General features: G+C 51.9%; 15 protein-coding genes and 1 tRNA gene. 13 read left to right on the top strand and 3 right to left on the bottom strand.

The annotated features are described in order from the left end of the window. The first annotated feature begins 73 nt into the window (after positions 1 to 73). The 8 genes from aroQ to BAQU_RS05090 all read left to right on the top strand — a co-directional run bounded on the left by aroQ (position 74) and on the right by BAQU_RS05090 (position 8,945). A complete protein-coding gene (gene aroQ / locus BAQU_RS05125; protein WP_094693326.1) occupies positions 74 to 523 on the top strand; it encodes a type II 3-dehydroquinate dehydratase in 450 nt (149 codons plus the stop codon). A 194-nt stretch (positions 524 to 717) separates the two neighbouring features. Beyond that, entirely contained in the window at positions 718 to 2,376 is a 1,659-nt protein-coding gene (locus BAQU_RS05120) for a CTP synthase (RefSeq protein WP_094693324.1), read from the top strand. A gap of 365 nt (positions 2,377 to 2,741) precedes the next feature. Further along, complete coding sequence (gene sufB, locus BAQU_RS05115) at positions 2,742 to 4,196, top strand: Fe-S cluster assembly protein SufB (RefSeq protein ID WP_094693980.1); 1,455 nt, start codon at positions 2,742 to 2,744, stop codon at positions 4,194 to 4,196. A 107-nt stretch (positions 4,197 to 4,303) separates the two neighbouring features. Next, the gene (sufD, locus tag BAQU_RS05110; RefSeq protein WP_244568466.1) at positions 4,304 to 5,506 is read left to right on the top strand and encodes a Fe-S cluster assembly protein SufD; all 1,203 of its coding nucleotides are present in this window, start codon (positions 4,304 to 4,306) and stop codon (positions 5,504 to 5,506) included. Position 5,507: 1 nt separating this feature from the next. Further along, positions 5,508 to 6,287, top strand: coding sequence for a Fe-S cluster assembly ATPase SufC (gene sufC, locus BAQU_RS05105; protein ID WP_094693320.1), 780 nt, complete (start codon positions 5,508 to 5,510; stop codon positions 6,285 to 6,287). 65 nt (positions 6,288 to 6,352) lie between these two features. Beyond that, complete coding sequence (locus BAQU_RS05100; RefSeq protein WP_094693978.1) at positions 6,353 to 7,627, top strand: SufS family cysteine desulfurase; 1,275 nt, start codon at positions 6,353 to 6,355, stop codon at positions 7,625 to 7,627. Positions 7,628 to 7,756: 129 nt separating this feature from the next. Further along, a complete protein-coding gene (sufU, locus tag BAQU_RS05095) occupies positions 7,757 to 8,392 on the top strand; it encodes a Fe-S cluster assembly sulfur transfer protein SufU (RefSeq protein WP_094693976.1) in 636 nt (211 codons plus the stop codon). Position 8,393: 1 nt separating this feature from the next. Beyond that, positions 8,394 to 8,945 (top strand): metal-sulfur cluster assembly factor, encoded by a 552-nt coding sequence (locus BAQU_RS05090; RefSeq protein WP_094693318.1) that lies wholly within the window; start codon positions 8,394 to 8,396, stop codon positions 8,943 to 8,945. 148 nt (positions 8,946 to 9,093) lie between these two features. On the opposite strand, the gene glgC is transcribed toward BAQU_RS05090, so the two are convergent. Then, positions 9,094 to 10,338, bottom strand: coding sequence for a glucose-1-phosphate adenylyltransferase (glgC, locus tag BAQU_RS05085; RefSeq protein WP_094693974.1), 1,245 nt, complete (start codon positions 10,336 to 10,338; stop codon positions 9,094 to 9,096). 289 nt (positions 10,339 to 10,627) lie between these two features. Between glgC and BAQU_RS05080 the strand changes: the two genes are divergently transcribed. Next, positions 10,628 to 11,902 carry a uracil-xanthine permease family protein gene (locus tag BAQU_RS05080; protein WP_094693316.1) on the top strand — a complete coding sequence of 425 codons (1,275 nt, stop codon included), beginning with the start codon at positions 10,628 to 10,630 and terminating at the stop codon, positions 11,900 to 11,902. A gap of 142 nt (positions 11,903 to 12,044) precedes the next feature. On the opposite strand, the gene BAQU_RS05075 is transcribed toward BAQU_RS05080, so the two are convergent. Beyond that, on the bottom strand, positions 12,045 to 12,908 hold the full coding sequence (locus tag BAQU_RS05075) for a TrmH family RNA methyltransferase (RefSeq protein WP_094693972.1): 864 nt from the start codon (positions 12,906 to 12,908) through the stop codon (positions 12,045 to 12,047). 162 nt (positions 12,909 to 13,070) lie between these two features. Beyond that, a tRNA-Leu gene (locus BAQU_RS05070) sits at positions 13,071 to 13,158 on the bottom strand. A 159-nt stretch (positions 13,159 to 13,317) separates the two neighbouring features. On the opposite strand from BAQU_RS05070, the gene BAQU_RS05065 reads away from it, so the two are divergent. The 4 genes from BAQU_RS05065 to ybeY all read left to right on the top strand — a co-directional run bounded on the left by BAQU_RS05065 (position 13,318) and on the right by ybeY (position 16,381). Then, positions 13,318 to 14,115, top strand: coding sequence for a 16S rRNA (uracil(1498)-N(3))-methyltransferase (locus BAQU_RS05065; RefSeq protein ID WP_094693314.1), 798 nt, complete (start codon positions 13,318 to 13,320; stop codon positions 14,113 to 14,115). A 147-nt stretch (positions 14,116 to 14,262) separates the two neighbouring features. Next, positions 14,263 to 14,601: a histidine triad nucleotide-binding protein gene (locus BAQU_RS05060; RefSeq protein ID WP_094693970.1), complete on the top strand. Its 339-nt coding sequence runs from the start codon at positions 14,263 to 14,265 to the stop codon at positions 14,599 to 14,601. A 36-nt stretch (positions 14,602 to 14,637) separates the two neighbouring features. After that, positions 14,638 to 15,819, top strand: a complete 1,182-nt coding sequence (locus tag BAQU_RS05055; RefSeq protein ID WP_094693312.1) for a PhoH family protein — start codon at positions 14,638 to 14,640, stop codon at positions 15,817 to 15,819. Then, positions 15,809 to 16,381, top strand: a complete 573-nt coding sequence (gene ybeY / locus BAQU_RS05050; RefSeq protein ID WP_094693310.1) for an rRNA maturation RNase YbeY — start codon at positions 15,809 to 15,811, stop codon at positions 16,379 to 16,381. The genes BAQU_RS05055 and ybeY overlap by 11 nt, the downstream gene beginning before the upstream one ends. Positions 16,382 to 16,383 lie beyond the last annotated feature (2 nt).

Raw genomic sequence — 16,383 nt, 5'->3', positions numbered from 1 at the left:
AATCCTGTGCAACTGGTATGAACGTCCGTTAGATGCCACTCAACTTTGGGTGGTTGAACATGATTGGAATGATATGGCAAAAATGAAAGTTCTCGTGTTGAATGGGCCTAATCTTGGGCGTCTCGGTGTGCGGGAACCAGATGTGTATGGGCATCAGAATCTCCATCAGCTTGCGCGGCAGTGCACTCAATGGGCGAACGATCTTGGTTTCAGTGTTGAAGTGCGCCAGAGCGATGACGAAGCCGAGGTAATCCATTGGATCCACGAAGCCGTTGATAACCACAATCCTGTGATACTTAATCCTGCTGCCTTCACCCATTACAGCTATGGACTGGCCGATGCGGCAGCTCAGCTTCACACTGCAGATCTTCCCCTTATCGAGGTGCATATCTCCAATCCCGCTTCACGCGAAGCTTTCCGAAGACACTCCGTCATTTCACCGGTAGCTACATCAACCATCACCGGTCTGGGCTTTGTGGGCTACAAACTTGCCCTTGAAGCCATTGGCGAACTTGAAAAATAATCAGGAATTCGAGTTTTGTGGCAATTGCAAAGTACAGCTATCTGTTTTCCCAGTATTTTCGGTCGAGATATCAACGATTTGATCAGTGTGTGCCTTGCAATTGTCACAAAACTCGAATTTTCGATGGAATTTGCTCGTTCGAGGACGGATCTCGTAATACAAAGCGTCGTTCGTTGATGATAGGCTGAAGTTCCATGGTTAGACAACATGGAACATCACAGGAACACATCACAAAACATATTTTCGTCACCGGCGGTGTTGTATCTTCCTTAGGTAAAGGACTTACCGCTTCATCATTGGGAAGATTGCTTCGCAGTCGTGGCATCCACGTACTTCAGCAGAAGCTTGATCCATACATCAACGTAGACCCTGGAACGATGAATCCTTTCCAGCATGGTGAAGTGTATGTCACTGAAGACGGCGCTGAAACAGATCTCGATATTGGGCACTACGAGCGATTCTTGGATGTATTTCTTTCGCAGAAGGCAAATGTCACCACCGGTCAGATTTATCAGAGCGTGCTTCGCAAGGAGCGTGCTGGTGAGTACCTTGGCCAATGCGTTCAGGTGATTCCTCACATCACCAACGAAATCAAGAGCAGAATGCGTGCTCAGGCATCTGATGACGTTGATGTCATCATCACTGAAATCGGTGGAACCGTTGGTGACATTGAATCCCAGCCATTCCTTGAGGCAGCGCGAGAGGTTCGCCGTGATATCGGTCCGGAAAACTGCATCTTCGTGCATGTCTCTCTCGTGCCATACATCGCCGCTGCACACGAGCTCAAGACAAAGCCAACACAGCATTCCGTCATGATGCTTCGTCAGTTAGGCATTACACCTGATGCTCTGGTGCTTCGCTCGGATCGTCCGCTCAATCAGTCCATCAAGGACAAGATCTCACTGATGTGCGATGTCGACGAAGAAGGTGTCGTGAACTGCGTCGATGCGCCTAGCATCTATGACGTTCCGAAGATTCTCTTCTCCGAAGGTCTTGATGCATATGTCGTCCGTGAGCTCGGGTTGCCCTTCCATGATGTGGATTGGAATGAGTGGGAGGATCTGCTTGAACGCGTGCATCATCCACGCAACGAGGTCAATATCGCGATTGTTGGGAAGTACATCGATCTTCCCGACGCATATCTCTCCGTGACCGAGGCGATCAAGGCTGGTGGTTTTGCCAACTGGGCCAAGGTAAACGTCAAATGGGTCACCGCCGACGTGTGCGCAACCAATGAGGGAGCACAGGCCGCACTCGGACAGATGGACGGCATCGTGATTCCTGGAGGTTTTGGCATTCGAGGCATCGAGGGCAAGATTGGAGCGCTCCGCTGGGCAAGGGAGAACAAGATACCTGCTCTGGGACTGTGTCTCGGATTGCAATCGATGGTCATCGAGTACTCGCGTCACGTTCTCGGACTTGAAGATGCCAACTCCTCTGAATTTGAGCCTGATTGCGAAAACCCTGTCATAGCCACGATGGAAGAGCAGAAGTCGATCGTTGAGGGCAACGGCGATATGGGCCATACGATGCGGCTCGGCTCGTACCCGGCCGTTCTGGATCCAAAGTCCCTGGTCTCCAAGCTCTATGGCACCACCAACGTCACCGAGCGGCATCGCCATCGTTACGAGGTTAACGTTGCATATAAGGATCGCCTGAACGAAGCCGGACTTCATATTTCTGGAACCAGCCCGAACGGCGAGCTCACCGAATTCGTTGAGCTGCCACAGTCCGTGCATCCGTTCTACGTCGGAACCCAGGCTCACCCCGAATTCAAGTCACGTCCAACCAAGCCTCACCCATTGTTCGCGGGACTCGTCAAGGCCGCGATCGATCATCGCGACGCCAAATAATGAGCCAATGCCCACTTTTCGAGATGCAGTCAGCTAGCTTCGAATTCTGGGGTAACGTTCAAGACGAGTACGTTCTTTCACTGAAGCGCCAGCAGCTCTGCAACGATTGATGAATGTTTCGTGAGCAACATCACGAATGTGTCAATCTCAGTTTCGCTCTTTACGAAGCATGCAGACTTGTCTGGCGCTTCGTGGCACGCTTGATTATTGTCAGGCGTTGTATATGAATATCGCGAGCATTGAGAGGAGGGTCATGAATGGCCGATGAAACTGTGACAGAGAGTGCCGCAACAGACAAAACCGTTGGAAGCAGTTCAGCAGCGGGAACATCCGTGAATGCTTCGCAGTCATCTCAAGATGTTGAGATGAGCCAGTATGTGGCCGACCGGGAACGGGTCAACGAGGAGAAGATCAAGAAGGACGACGACATCATCTCCCAGTTTGGCGACTACGAATATGGTTGGCATGACAAGGATTCCTTTGGAGAATCAGCGAAGAAGGGTATCAGCGAGCAGGTCGTGCGCGATATTTCGGCGGACAAGCATGAGCCTGATTGGATGCTTCAATACCGGTTGCGTGGGTACAAGGCCTTTCTTGAGAAGCCTATGCCCAATTGGGGAGTCGATCTGAGTGGATTCAAGGCTCAGGACTTCAAATATTATGTGAAGCCGTTGAAGGAGCAGGCCAAGCGTTGGGAAGACCTGCCCGATAGCATCCGTAACACATACGACCGTCTTGGCATACCAGAGGCCGAGAAGAAGCGTCTTGTCTCCGGGGTGGCGGCGCAGTATGAGTCTGAGGTCATATACAACTCGATACGTGACGATCTCAAGGAACAAGGTGTCATCTTCGTCGACACGGACACAGCCGTACGCGATTATCCAGATCTGGTGAAGAAATACTTCGGCACCGTGATTCCTCCCGAAGACAACAAGTTCGGCGCACTGAACACTGCAGCGTGGTCGGGTGGGTCGTTCGTGTACGTGCCCAAGGGCGTTCATGTCGACATACCGTTGCAAGCATATTTCCGCATCAACACGCCAAATATGGGGCAGTTCGAGCGCACACTCATCATCGCGGACGAAGGGTCGTACGTTCATTACGTCGAGGGTTGCACCGCTCCTATCTATTCGACAGATTCGCTGCATGCGGCGATCGTCGAGATCATCGTTGAGCCTCATGCCCGCGTGCGTTACACGACCGTTCAGAACTGGTCAAACAACGTCTACAATCTGGTGACACAACGCGCCTATGTGCGTGAGGGCGGCACGATGGAATGGGTCGATGGCAACATCGGTTCAAAGGCGACGATGAAATACCCTGCATGCATTCTTGCTGAGCCCTATGCCAAGGGTGAGACGCTTTCACTTGGGTTTGCAGGCAAAGGACAATATCAGGATACGGGTGCAAAGATGATTCATCTTGCGCCGCACACAAGTTCGACCATCGTCGCTAAATCCATTTCACGTTCCGGTGGTCGGTCCGCGTACCGAGGCCTTGTCAAGATACTCAAAGGAGCAGAGGGATCAAGTTCCTCGGTGGTGTGCGATGCATTGCTTGTCGATGACTATTCGCGTTCTGATACCTATCCGCATGTGGATGTTCGCGAAGATGACGTGTCCATGGCGCATGAGGCAACCGTGTCCAAGGTCTCCGAGGATCAGCTCTTCTATCTGATGAGTCGCGGACTTGAGGAGAAAGAAGCCATGGGCATGATCGTGCGCGGCTTCGTCGAGCCGATCTCCCGACAGTTGCCAATGGAATATGCGTTGGAATTGAATAGACTTGTTGAACTTCAGATGGAAGGCTCGGTCGGGTGATGAAAGACAACACAAAGCAAACCGGCAGCGTCGAACAGCCCGGACAAACTGCGTCGGACACTTCCGAGGCGGGTTCTGGTACCAAGGTGAGGGAACGGGAAGTAACAATGCCCCATCGCGACCCGAACAATCCCTATGCATTCCCCGCTTTGATGCCTTCAAGCGCCGACAAGGCGATCCGTTCCTTTTCTCCGGACGCGTTCAGCATTCCGACGAAGGCTCAGGACGATTGGAGATTCACGCCGATCGACCGTATCGATGAGTTCTTCCACGTCTTTGAACCCAGTGGCAAGACCAAAGTCGAGGTCAGTGGCATCGACGGCTCGAATCTCGATCCTGATCTGGTCGAGGTCAGCGAGGTTCCCAAGACACAGGCGCCTAGCGGCACCATTCTGAAACCGAATGATCGTGTCTCAGCGGTTGAATGGGCAAGTCAGGCAACCGCGCATGTTGTGCACGTCAAAGGTGAGAATCCCACGCCAGTTCTGGTGAAGATCACCGGCGGCGGATTGGATATGGATGCCCTGCATCTGGTAATCGTCGCCGATGATCGTACCCATGCGGATATCGTGATCGAGCATGAAGGTCAGGCACGCATCGCTGAGGGCGTCGAAATCACTACAGGCAAGGATTCTCATGTCAGCACCACTTTCGTTCAGGAGTGGACTCCAGATTCCAAGCACGTAGGCAATCACCGCATTCATGTGGGCGAGGGGGCCAGTCTCCGTCATTCCATGGTGACACTGGGTGGAAGCTTCGTCCGAATTCGCATGGATCAGGAATTCGGAGGAAACAAGGGCGATCTGAATATGCTTGGCATCTATTTCGTTGATCCTGGCGAACACGTTGAGCATCGTACGATGGTTGTCCACAACTACCCTGAATGCAAGTCCCGTGTGGTATATAAAGGTGCCCTCGATGGCAAGGGGGCGCATTCGACATGGGTTGGCAATGCGTTGATTCTGCCATCGGCTCCTGTCACTGATTCCTATGAGCTCAACCGCAATCTGGTGCTAACCCCTGGCGCAATCGCTGATTCTGAGCCAAACCTAGAAATTGAGAATGGCAACATCATTGGAGCCGGTCATGCAAGCTCCGTCGGCCGTTTTGACGATGAGGAACTCTTCTATCTGGAATCTCGTGGCGTATCCGAACGAGAGGCACGCAAACTCGTGGTTCGTGGCTTCTTTGGAGAGCTTGTTGAGGAAATTGGAATTACGGCAATCCGTGACCATCTGATGGGAGTCATCGATCGACGACTCTCTCGTGGGGAAGACGAACAAATGCGACATGTGTTGGAGGAAAACTGATATGGCAACCCTGGAAATAAAAGATCTGTATGCTTCCGTGGAAACGAAGGAAGGCAAGAAACAGATTCTTAAAGGTGTGAATCTGACCGTTCACTCTGGTGAGACCCATGCAATCATGGGGCCTAATGGTTCGGGGAAGTCCACCTTGGCATATACGCTCGCCGGTCACCCCAAGTATGAGGTCGATTCGGGTCAGGCGCTGCTTGATGGTCAGGACATTCTCAAGATGACACCTGATGAACGAGCCAAGGCTGGGCTCTTCCTTGCCATGCAGTACCCAGTCGAGGTTCCGGGTGTGTCCATGACCAACTTCCTGCGTACCGCGAAGACCGAGATTGAAGGCAAGGCTCCTGCTATCCGTCAGTGGACAAAAGATCTTAATGCATCCATGAAGCGTCTGCGCATGGATTCCAAATTTGCACAGCGTTCGGTAAATGAAGGTTTCTCCGGAGGTGAGAAGAAGCGTGCAGAGGTGCTTCAGCTCGAGCTGCTGAAACCAAAGTTTGCGATTATGGACGAGACCGATTCAGGTCTCGATGTCGATGCTCTGCGAATCGTCTCTGAAGGCGTGAATCGCGCAAAGGAAAATACCGATCTCGGCATTCTGATGGTTACCCACTACACCAGAATTCTGCGCTATATCAAGCCTGACATCGTTCACGTTTTTTCTGATGGCCACTTTGTCAAGACCGGTGGTCCTGAACTGGCGGATGAGCTTGAAGAAACTGGCTATGACCGCTATCTTCCTCAGGGTGCGGATTCAGAATCGGCTCTGGCATAGTTTCCACGAAGTAAGGCCCGCTGAAAAAGCGGGAATGTCACATTAAGGCAAGGTGTATGGGCAGTATGGTTGATTTCGCTACTATTCGTAGTCAGTTCCCGATTCTGAACCAGCAGATTCACGGCCATCCTCTGGTGTACCTTGACTCTGCTGCCACTGCCCAGAAACCGGAATGCGTGATTGATGCAGAAGCCGAGTTCTATCGCACCATCAACGCTGGGGTCCATCGAGGTGCGCATGAGTTGGCAGCCAGAAGCACGGTTGCCTTCGAAGAGGCGCGAGCCAAGGTAGCGGGACTCGTTGGTGCGCACAGTGAAGAGGGACACGAAGAAGTCGTCGTGACAGCTGGCGCAACGGCAGCATTAAATCTGCTTGCGACTGCATTTTCCAACGCATCTCTTGGTCGTGGGGGGGCAGCGGCGAAACGATTTGCACTGAAACCTGGTGATGAAATCGTCGTGAGCAAGGCAGATCACCATTCGGTGCTGTTGCCATTCCAGGAACTTGCGTACCGCACTGGTGCAACCCTGCGGTGGTTTGACCTCGACCAGGAGGGCCGCGTGCTTTCCGACACAGCAGACGAAGTGATCACCAATCGCACAAAGCTTGTAGCCATCGCCCATATTGCGAATGTGACGGGCGCAATCACCGACATTGCACCGATCGTGAAGCGCGCCCATGAAGTGGGTGCTCTGATGATCCTTGATGCATGTCAATCCGTGCCACATATTCCCGTGGATTTTCATGCCCTTGATGTTGATTTTGCCGCTTGGAGTGCTCATAAGATGTATGGTCCAACTGGCGTTGGCTTTCTTTACGGCAGGCGTGAATTGCTTGAAGCGTTGCCGCCAGCTAGTTTTGGTGGTTCAATGGTCGATTTGGCATATCTCGATAAACCCGCAGAATACAGCATGCCACCTGCACGATTCGAAGCAGGGACGCAGCCCGTTGCCCAAGTGGTCGCTGCGGGTGTGGCGGCTGATTGGCTTCGATCCATTGGTATGGAGCATGTTGCCGCGCATGAGAGCTCAATCACTCAGGAACTGCTGAAAATTGGCGATATAGAGGGCGTGAGGATTCTTGGCCCTACCGATGGCAATCACAGAATCGGAACGGTGGCATTCGATGTCGCGGGAGTTCACCCACATGATGTGGGCCAGTTCATTGATTCTCAGGGCATAGCCATACGCGTTGGTCATCATTGCGCGCAACCCGTTCATCGCCATTTCGGTCTCTTTGCTTCGAATAGAGCGTCCACGGGCGTGTACAACACTGCAGACGAGGCGCGGCTATTGGTCGAAACAGTCAAGAACATTCGTTCTTTTTTCCAGGTTCGTTAGCAGGCTCAATGCTCGCTGAGCGTCAGGCGCTAGATGGGCAGCTCATACGAGTGCAACATCGGATTTCGATACCAGAGAAAATGGAAACCAGAGAGGTAAGCAGGTAGGCTAAGCAACATGGCGATGGAAATGAGTGACGACGATCTTCAACAGATGTATCAGGAAGTCATCCTTGATGCTGCAAGAGCTCCACATGGCAAGGAGCATTTTCTCGAGGATACCAGAACGCAGTCGTTGCGGGCAGATATTGATGGCCATGTAAATCAGACATCGGCGGGAGATACGTCTGTGCTTGCCGAACACGAGGCATGCCTCGCTGCGCAATCTCATCAGTTCAATCCAACCTGCGGCGATGAGGTTACCATTCATGTAGAGATTTCGCAGCAGGAACCTCACATGGTGCAACGAGTGGTCTGGGATGGCCAGGGCTGTTCGATTTCTCAGGCGAGCTTGTCCGTCATGGTGGATCTCGTTGAGAATCAGACCGTGGAAAGGGCAATGAAGCTGAGTGATGATTTCCACACATTGATGGAATCTCGTGGTGCCGGCATACACGATGAATCTGTCGAAGATGATCTTGGCGATGCTATAGTATTTCGAGGCGTTTCGCGATATCCCATGCGTATCAAATGTGCATTGCTGGGTTGGGTCGGGTTGAAGGCTTCGATAGCCCAGGCATTGGCAAACATGAGTGACTCTGATTCGCAGGAAGGCGATTTCCTTGCGTTGCAACGGCAATCTGCTTTTTCGAACGTGAAGGAGTGAGATGGCAGACGAATCAAATTTGGTCCCACCAGCTGATTCAATTTTCGATGCGGTGGAAGAGGCTGTTGGCAGCAAAGAGACGGCTCAGCAGGTTCTTGCTCACCCAGAACGAGCGGCGTTGCTGAACAAGGCGAGCATGGATGACCCTGATGGCTTGGCTGCTGCAGCTCAAACTGCAGAAGGCGATCACGATATTCCATTGATTGCAGCGAATGATATTGGTCTAGCTACGGCCAAGGATGTTCAGGAAGCGCTGCACCAGGTGATTGATCCCGAACTGGGCATTGATGTGATAGATCTGGGCCTTGTTTACAAAATTGAAATTGATGATCAGCAACGAGCGATCATTACGATGACGCTTACAACGCCTGCATGCCCGCTGACTGATGTGCTCGAAGACGAATGTGCCAGCATGCTGGCCGGGCTTGTCGAAGAGTTTAGAATCGACTGGACTTGGATACCACGTTGGACAATGGAGATGATCACCCCCGACGGAAGAGATCAGTTGGCTGCAATCGGTTTCAATTTCAATGGCCCCATGCCCAATACGTAGTCGCCCTGTGTTCATTGTGAACTCATTCGAGTATAAAAGCCTTTTTTGCAAGGGATGGACGGCTCGAATTGAGCTATTCGCGGTTTATATACTTGAGTGAGTTCACAATGAATGGGAATGTTGCAATTTCTCTCGGCTCACAGTCGATTCAGTCCTCAACAATCGTTCCTTTCGGAACAACGGTGATGCCTTCGGGGGACACCGTGAATCCGCGTTCCAAATCATGCTGCGTGTCGATTCCAACTGTCGAATTCTCCTTGAGAACAACATTCTTGTCGAGAATTGCCTTGTACACACGAGCGCGACGATTAATGGTCACATTGTTGAATAGCACCGAATCAATGACCTGCGCCCAGGAATGGATACGAACGTTCGGTGAAATCACAGAATGATGTACTTCACCCCCGGAAACGATGACGCCCGGAGAAACAATTGAGTCAGTTGCATGTCCGAGCCTATCCTGACCGGAATGAACGAACTTTGCCGGTGGTAACGATCCAGAATCGGTATAAATCGGCCAATCAGTGTTATACAGATTGAAATCTGGCACATATGCTATCAAATCCATGTGTGCATCATAGAATTGCTTGATCGTTCCCACATCACGCCAATAAGCGTGATCCTGTTCTGTTGCTCCGGGAACATCGTTTTCATTGAAATCGTAGACACCGGCCTGATGCTTTGCAGCGAAGAATGGAGCGATGTCTCCGCCCATGTCGTGCTTGGTGTCCTCATTCTTTTCATCGATGGCCAATGCGTCGAACAACGCATCGGTATTGGCTACGTAGTTGCCCATCGAAGCAAGGATTGTATTTGGATCATTCGGCAAGCCATCGGTGTGTTCCGGCTTTTCCTGGAAGTTTCTGATCATATTATGCTGATTGGGATCCACCTGAATCACGCCAAATTGATTGGAAGAGGATGCAGGCTGACGAATTCCTGCAACCGTGAATTCCGCTCCTGATTCAATGTGCTGACGAACCATCTGCTCAAAGTCCATACGGTAGACATGGTCTGCGCCAAGAATCACAACGATGTCAGGTTTTACATCCTCGATGATGTTAATCGTCTGATAGATTGCATCCGCCGACCCCAGATACCAATGCTTTCCCAGTCTCTGCTGTGCTGGGACAGGGGAGACATAACTTCCCAACATCGGGGAGAATCGCCACATTCTCGAAATGTGCCGATCAAGAGAGTGCGATTTGTACTGAGTCAGCACAACGATCTGACGGTAGTCAGAGTTTACAAGATTGCTCAGAGGAAAGTCGATGAGACGGAACACGCCGCCGAAAGGAACCGCTGGTTTGGCACGATCTCTGGTGAGGGGCATCAGGCGAGTTCCTTCGCCACCTGCCAAAACTATGGATAGTATCTTAGGATTCTTAGACATGTTTGCCATCCTTTCCTCGGCTGTAATGCATTGAGACTTCTGTCGCATTGCATTGAGCGCTCCATCACGCTTCGAGTCACACCACCATCATTGCATAGAGTTCAGGAATTGGGCGAATATTGTTTCCGGCGAGTCATAATTTGTTCAGTTATTTAACTTCACGCCGATTTTCGTTCATTTTTGTGGGGTTTGTCTCAGTTGGCCTTTCGTCACATTGCGTGTTACAAAGAGCGGCTACCCTAATCTGAGCGCATTGTGATTGGCACATGCACAGGAGAAAGAGAAGATAATGGCATTGTTGGTCAGTTGGAAATTACATGGGGATGGTAAGACCCTTGCACCGGGCGAGGTGGTTGAGCCTGATGAACGACTAACGTGGAGCAGAACCGCTGGTATTGGTGCCCAGCATGTGATTGCAATGTTTGGAGCTACATTCCTTGTTCCAATTCTCACTGGATTTGATCCCTCGACGACGCTGTTCTTTACTGCCATTGCAACGGCGTTGTTCCTTCTAATCAATCAAAATCGGCTGCCAAGTTATTTGGGCAGCTCTTTTGGTTTTATAGCCCCAATAGCCGCCGTGACATCAGCTCACAAGGGCTTGGCGGTTGCAAGCTTCGGTATTCTCGTTACGGGCGTTCTGCTGGCCCTCGTCGGCGTTATCGTTCATTTTGCTGGGGCAAAGTGGATTGACATGCTGATGCCTCCAGTCGTCAATGGTGCGGTTGTTGCCATCATTGGCTTCAATCTTGCACCATCGGCATGGGCTAACTTCAAGACCTTCCCCATCACCGCATGTGTGACGCTGCTTGCCGTAGTGCTGATTGCAGTGCTCTTTAAAGGCATGATTGGGCGACTCAACATCCTCCTTGGCGTGATTGTCGGCTACGCGTTTGCGGCCTCTCAAGGCCAGATCAAGTGGGACAGCATCAAGGAAGCGGCATGGATCGGTCTTCCCCAATTCCATACACCCAAGCCAGATATGAGCATTGTGGTGATGTTCCTGCCCGTTGTCTTGATTCTCATTGCAGAAAATATCGGCCATGTGAAGTCCGTTGCACTGATGACTGGCCGAAACTATGACGGCCAGATTGGTTCGGCTCTCTTCTCAGATGGTATCGGGACGATACTTGCCGGAATTGGCGGTGGCTCAGGCACAACTACATATGCAGAGAACATCGGTGTCATGGCTGCAACCAAGGTCTATTCGACTGCCGCTTACTGGTGCGCTGCAATCTTTGCCTTTATTCTTTCCCTGTGCCCAAAGTTTGGTGCAGTGATCAATTCCATTCCCACCGGCGTCCTTGGGGGAGTGACCACGCTGCTCTACGGCATGATTGGCATGCTGGGCGTGCGTATCTGGGTTGAGAATAAGGTTGAGTTCAGCAAGCCGATCAACGTCATGGTGGCCGCCATAACGATGATCATTGGTATTGCGAACTTCTCCTTCACCTTCTCGGGTATCAGCTTCAACGGGATTGCGATTGGCTCCATTGCCGTGCTCGTGCTTTACCACGGTCTCACCGCCATCGGGAAAGCCACCGGAACCACATACGACAAGTGATGTGTTGAAATCACACTCTATGAGTGCGTCTGCTTGAAAAAGTCCACTGTTCTGCAGCATGATGTCAGAGAACAGTGGACTTTTGCTTGTTCCAACCACTGGGTCCACTCATGGGTGTCCTGCATATCTGCCCCAATCTGAGCTATCGTTTCGTTGCCCAAAAGGCTACAGCGCTTGAAGCGGCAACGTTCAGGCTATCTACGCCTCCACTCATGGGGATTTTCACCGTGAGATCGCTATCTGCAATTGTTTTATGCGATAGCCCGTCGCCTTCGGTACCGAATATCAGGGCCAACTTGCCGATATGGTCGGCTTCATCGGCCGAACTGCCAAGTCGGGCGACAAGTTCATCCAGGGATATCGAATCATCCGAAAGCGCCATGGAAGCTGTGATGAACCCAAGTCGGTGCAATTCCTTGATGCCATCTGTCGGCCAGTGCTCGTTCTCGTCATCACAGATACGAGTCCACGGCACCTGGAAGACGGTTCCCATAGAAACACGCGCGGCACGACGATAGAGCGGATCCCCACATGAGGGGGTGACCAAAACCGCGTCAACATTCAAGGCGGCGGCTGAGCGCATCAGCGCACCGACATTGGTGTGGTCAACGATGTTCTCCATAACTGCAATGCGAGTTGCGCTGGCACAGATTTCCTCCACGCTTGGCAGAGCCCAACGGTGCATGGCGCTCAAAGCTCCGCGATGCAGCCTATATCCGGTGATTGTCTTGAGCAATTCGGGCTTGGCCACAAAAACCGGTACTTCATCGCCCCAATGTGCATCTACATAGGCAAAGGTATCAGCCATGCCTTCAATCCAGGGCTCTTCAACGAGGAACGACATGGGCTTGATACCGGCATCAAGCGCTCTGACAATTACCTTTGGAGATTCGGCTATGAACAGTCCTTTTGCAGGCTCAAGGCGATTCCTGAGTTGCAATTCTGTCAAATGCGTATAGGCTGCCACCCGTTCGTCGTTAAGGTCCTCAAGAGCAATGAATTTCAATCGTGCAGCCCTCCAAACATGCCTGCAATCATTCTGGGTTCGCTGGCCTATCGGCATCCGGAGGAGTGAAAAGGTCACCACGGCAGACATCAGCAACATCAGAGTGCAAAAAATAAAAGGGAGAACGTGACTCATGAAACCATGAGTACGACTCCCTGATCGTGTCCGGAGCGGGACTTGAACCCGCACGCCCGTTTAAAATAGGCACTAGCACCTCAAGCTAGCGCGTCTACCATTCCGCCACCCGGACAAGGTTGCAAACAGACAACGGATAAAACTATAACACCATTTGCAGATTTCAGTGTTCTTCTCCCGTGTTTTTGACAAGAAACCCTGTATTTCAAGGAAAAATCGGCTCATGCAAACTGTGCGAATGGTGTGTCGCACACCTCGCGGTAGTCTAGTCCGCATGACCGATCCACTCTTTCTTTTCGATCCCAACAGTGACGACACCCCGTTGAACTGCGATGAGGCACATACGGGATGGAAACTCACACTGCCGCAGGGCATGAGACGGCATGCCTTGCAATCGATGCGGTTGAAGACGGGAGACACGCTTCAGCTTTCCGATGGCCAGGGATTGCGTATCTATGCTGCAATTGACGATGCAAGTGCCGGATTGGTCGAGATTCTCTCAGTCGGCAAGGAGCCTCAGCCTGTAACGCGACTGGCATTGATACAGGCACTCGCCAAAACGGGGCATGATGAGCAGGCCATTGATATGGCTACACAGCTGGGAGTCGACACAGTCATTCCCTGGCAAGCCCACCGTTCGATTGCCAAGTGGAAACCAGGGAGAACCGACCGGAAATGGCATAATGTGCTCGCTGGAGCCTTGGAACAATCTCGCAGAGCATGGCTGCCACAACTTGGTGAAGTCGCCGACGATGACGACGTCATTGCCATATGCCGTAGAGCATCGGTTCATGGAGACATCGTCATAGTGCTTCATCAGGATGCGACCACCACTTGGTCACGGATACGGGAATCCATAGCCAGGCTTGGCGATGCAAGTCTTGAAGATGGCAAGGCAAGAAGCGTATATGTCATTGTCGGACCCGAAGGGGGAATTGGTGAAGACGAGGTCAAATCCTTTGTTGCCGCAGGTGCAGTCTCGTGCGTGCTGGGACACAATATTCTGAGGGCTTCTTTGGCGGGGCCAGCCACGATTGCTCTCCTGAGCGAAATGCTCGGACGATTTGCATAGCAGTGCATGGCTTCTCCTGAAGGCGTTGCATCCGTCATGGGGACCTCACCATCCGCGCTGTTTTCGACTCATGGTCATTTATCCAAATGAGGCAATACGATGGCCATACCAACGGTATTTATCATTCATGTCTCGAAGGGAGATTCGATGAGCGAAGCAAACGAGTGCCTATTCTGCAAGATCATTGCCGGAGAAATCCCAAGTAACACAGTATTTGAGGACGATTCAACGATAGCCTTTTCCGACATTCATCCGAAGGCAAAGGTGCATGTTCTTATCGTTCCGAAAAAGCATTATGCCACTGTCGCTGAATTGGCGCAGCGGGATCCCAGTGAGCTTTCCCATATGGTTGGCATTGCAAAATCGATTGCCGACAAGGAGTTTCACGGCGCATACCGCCTGATATTCAACACAGGCGAGGATGCCGGGCAAAGTGTTTTCCACGTTCATGCGCATGTGCTCACCGGTGAGGTTCTGGCGGAGTAGAATCTTCGTTAGTCAATTCTTAAGAGAAAGGGTTCTGTGGCTACCACTACTCGCACCATCACGATTCCTACGGAGTTGAATCCTGTCAATGTCCTGGGACCGGTTGATGAGGTTATCAGAGAGGTGGAGCGTGCCTTCCCTGATGTGACGATCATTGTTCGTGGCAATCGCATAGCGATCATGTCCACTACGCGGGGGACTGAGCGCGATGCGCAAAAGGCTCAAGACGTTATCGAAACCATTGTCAGAGCGGCCTATACGGCACCCATGGATGCCGATACGGTTCGCAGAATGCTTGAAAGGGAAGGTTTGCGAAGGCAGGGAACGTTGCGATTTGCCGAACATGAGGGATCAAGGAAAGGCAGCGGAAACAGCGGGAATGCTTCTTCATTCGCCCGTGATGCCTCAATGCGAGCTGCCGCTCTTCGTGAGCGTGAAGGTCATAGGCATGATGTCCCTGGAGTGATCACATTCGCTCTTGGAGTTCCTGTTCGTGCAAAGACAGGAGGGCAGATTGCCTATGTCAATGCGATCAGTACACACACCATCACATTCGCAATTGGTCCGGCGGGCACAGGAAAAACATATCTCGCCGTTGCCAAGGCGGTTCGGGCATTCCAGAATAAGGAAATACGCAAGATTATTCTCACCAGGCCAGCAGTTGAGGCCGGTGAAAATCTTGGCTTTCTTCCAGGAACGTTGAATGAGAAGGTGGATCCATATCTTCGCCCACTCTATGATGCTCTTTCTGACATGCTGGGGGCGGATCAGATGAAGCATTATATGGATGACGGCACCATAGAAGTCGCTCCGCTTGCGTATATGCGTGGCCGTACCCTGAATGATGCGTTCGTGATACTTGACGAGGCTCAGAACACGACAGCACAGCAGATGAAAATGTTTCTGACTCGCTTGGGATTCAACACGACCATGGTCATTACCGGTGACATCACCCAGATAGATCTCACGGTTCCCAACTCGGGATTGATTGGAATCGAGCGCATACTCAAAGATGTTGAGGATATAGCCTTCATCCAGCTTGATGCCGCCGATGTGGTGCGGCACAAGCTTGTGGCCAAAATCGTCGAGGCATACGAAAAGGCAGATGAATCCAAATCCAGAAAGCGTGCAAGGCGTGGGGAATCCCACGGCGGTACTGATGCTCATGCAGCACCAGGTAATGAGAGAGATGTTCAGGGGATTGCTCATGAGCGTTGAAGTCACGAATGAAAGCCCGTGGGGAATCGAGCCGAAGGTATTCTCCGATCTTGGGACCTGGGTACTCAGCCAGATGCGTGTCAGCACGGATTGCGATGTGGCAGTGCTTTTCTGTGAGCCAGCGGCGATAGCTGATCTGCACGAGCGCTGGATGGATTTAAAGGGGCCTACAGACGTTATGAGCTTTCCCATGGATGAATTGCGCCCGGGGGATGGAAAGGCAGCCGCAGACGGGATTCTCGGAGACATAGTCATCTGCCCGGATGTGGCCAGTAAGCAGGCATCGGCAGCAGGCCACTCCACCATGCAGGAGATGATGTTGCTTGCCATTCACGGTATGCTGCATCTCCTGGGATACGACCATATCGGTCATGAACAGGAACATGAGATGTTCGGACTGCAACGGCAGCTGCTATTGACATTTCTTGCTCAGCGTCAGGGAGCGGAACCGCCGGCGGTTGCACCATCGCACTACGAGATTAGCGAGTCGGAGCATCGCACTGCGTTGAGCAATCACAAGGATGACTCGAGTTCCAATGATTCTGGGAGTGTGAAGCGGTGATA

Origin of the sequence: Bifidobacterium aquikefiri (assembly GCF_002259795.1) — a bacterium.
Classification (GTDB): domain Bacteria; phylum Actinomycetota; class Actinomycetes; order Actinomycetales; family Bifidobacteriaceae; genus Bombiscardovia; species Bombiscardovia aquikefiri.
Note: the sequence above shows the minus strand (reverse complement) of the source record. Positions and strands in the feature narration are given on the sequence as shown.

What these genes read in the sequence shown, in the direction of transcription:
- sufB (WP_094693980.1), top strand. Translation starts at nt 2,742, where the DNA reads ATGAGCCAGTATGTGGCCGACCGGGAACGGGTCAACGAGGAGAAGATC.
- BAQU_RS05060 (WP_094693970.1), top strand. Translation starts at nt 14,263, where the DNA reads ATGAGCGAAGCAAACGAGTGCCTATTCTGCAAGATCATTGCCGGAGAA.
- glgC (WP_094693974.1), bottom strand. Translation starts at nt 10,338, where the DNA reads ATGTCTAAGAATCCTAAGATACTATCCATAGTTTTGGCAGGTGGCGAA.
- sufU (WP_094693976.1), top strand. Translation starts at nt 7,757, where the DNA reads ATGAGTGACGACGATCTTCAACAGATGTATCAGGAAGTCATCCTTGAT.
- BAQU_RS05065 (WP_094693314.1), top strand. Translation starts at nt 13,318, where the DNA reads ATGACCGATCCACTCTTTCTTTTCGATCCCAACAGTGACGACACCCCG.
- ybeY (WP_094693310.1), top strand. Translation starts at nt 15,809, where the DNA reads ATGAGCGTTGAAGTCACGAATGAAAGCCCGTGGGGAATCGAGCCGAAG.
- BAQU_RS05120 (WP_094693324.1), top strand. Translation starts at nt 718, where the DNA reads ATGGTTAGACAACATGGAACATCACAGGAACACATCACAAAACATATT.
- sufD (WP_244568466.1), top strand. Translation starts at nt 4,304, where the DNA reads ATGCCCCATCGCGACCCGAACAATCCCTATGCATTCCCCGCTTTGATG.
- sufC (WP_094693320.1), top strand. Translation starts at nt 5,508, where the DNA reads ATGGCAACCCTGGAAATAAAAGATCTGTATGCTTCCGTGGAAACGAAG.
- BAQU_RS05080 (WP_094693316.1), top strand. Translation starts at nt 10,628, where the DNA reads ATGGCATTGTTGGTCAGTTGGAAATTACATGGGGATGGTAAGACCCTT.
- aroQ (WP_094693326.1), top strand. Translation starts at nt 74, where the DNA reads ATGGCAAAAATGAAAGTTCTCGTGTTGAATGGGCCTAATCTTGGGCGT.
- BAQU_RS05090 (WP_094693318.1), top strand. Translation starts at nt 8,394, where the DNA reads ATGGCAGACGAATCAAATTTGGTCCCACCAGCTGATTCAATTTTCGAT.
- BAQU_RS05100 (WP_094693978.1), top strand. Translation starts at nt 6,353, where the DNA reads ATGGTTGATTTCGCTACTATTCGTAGTCAGTTCCCGATTCTGAACCAG.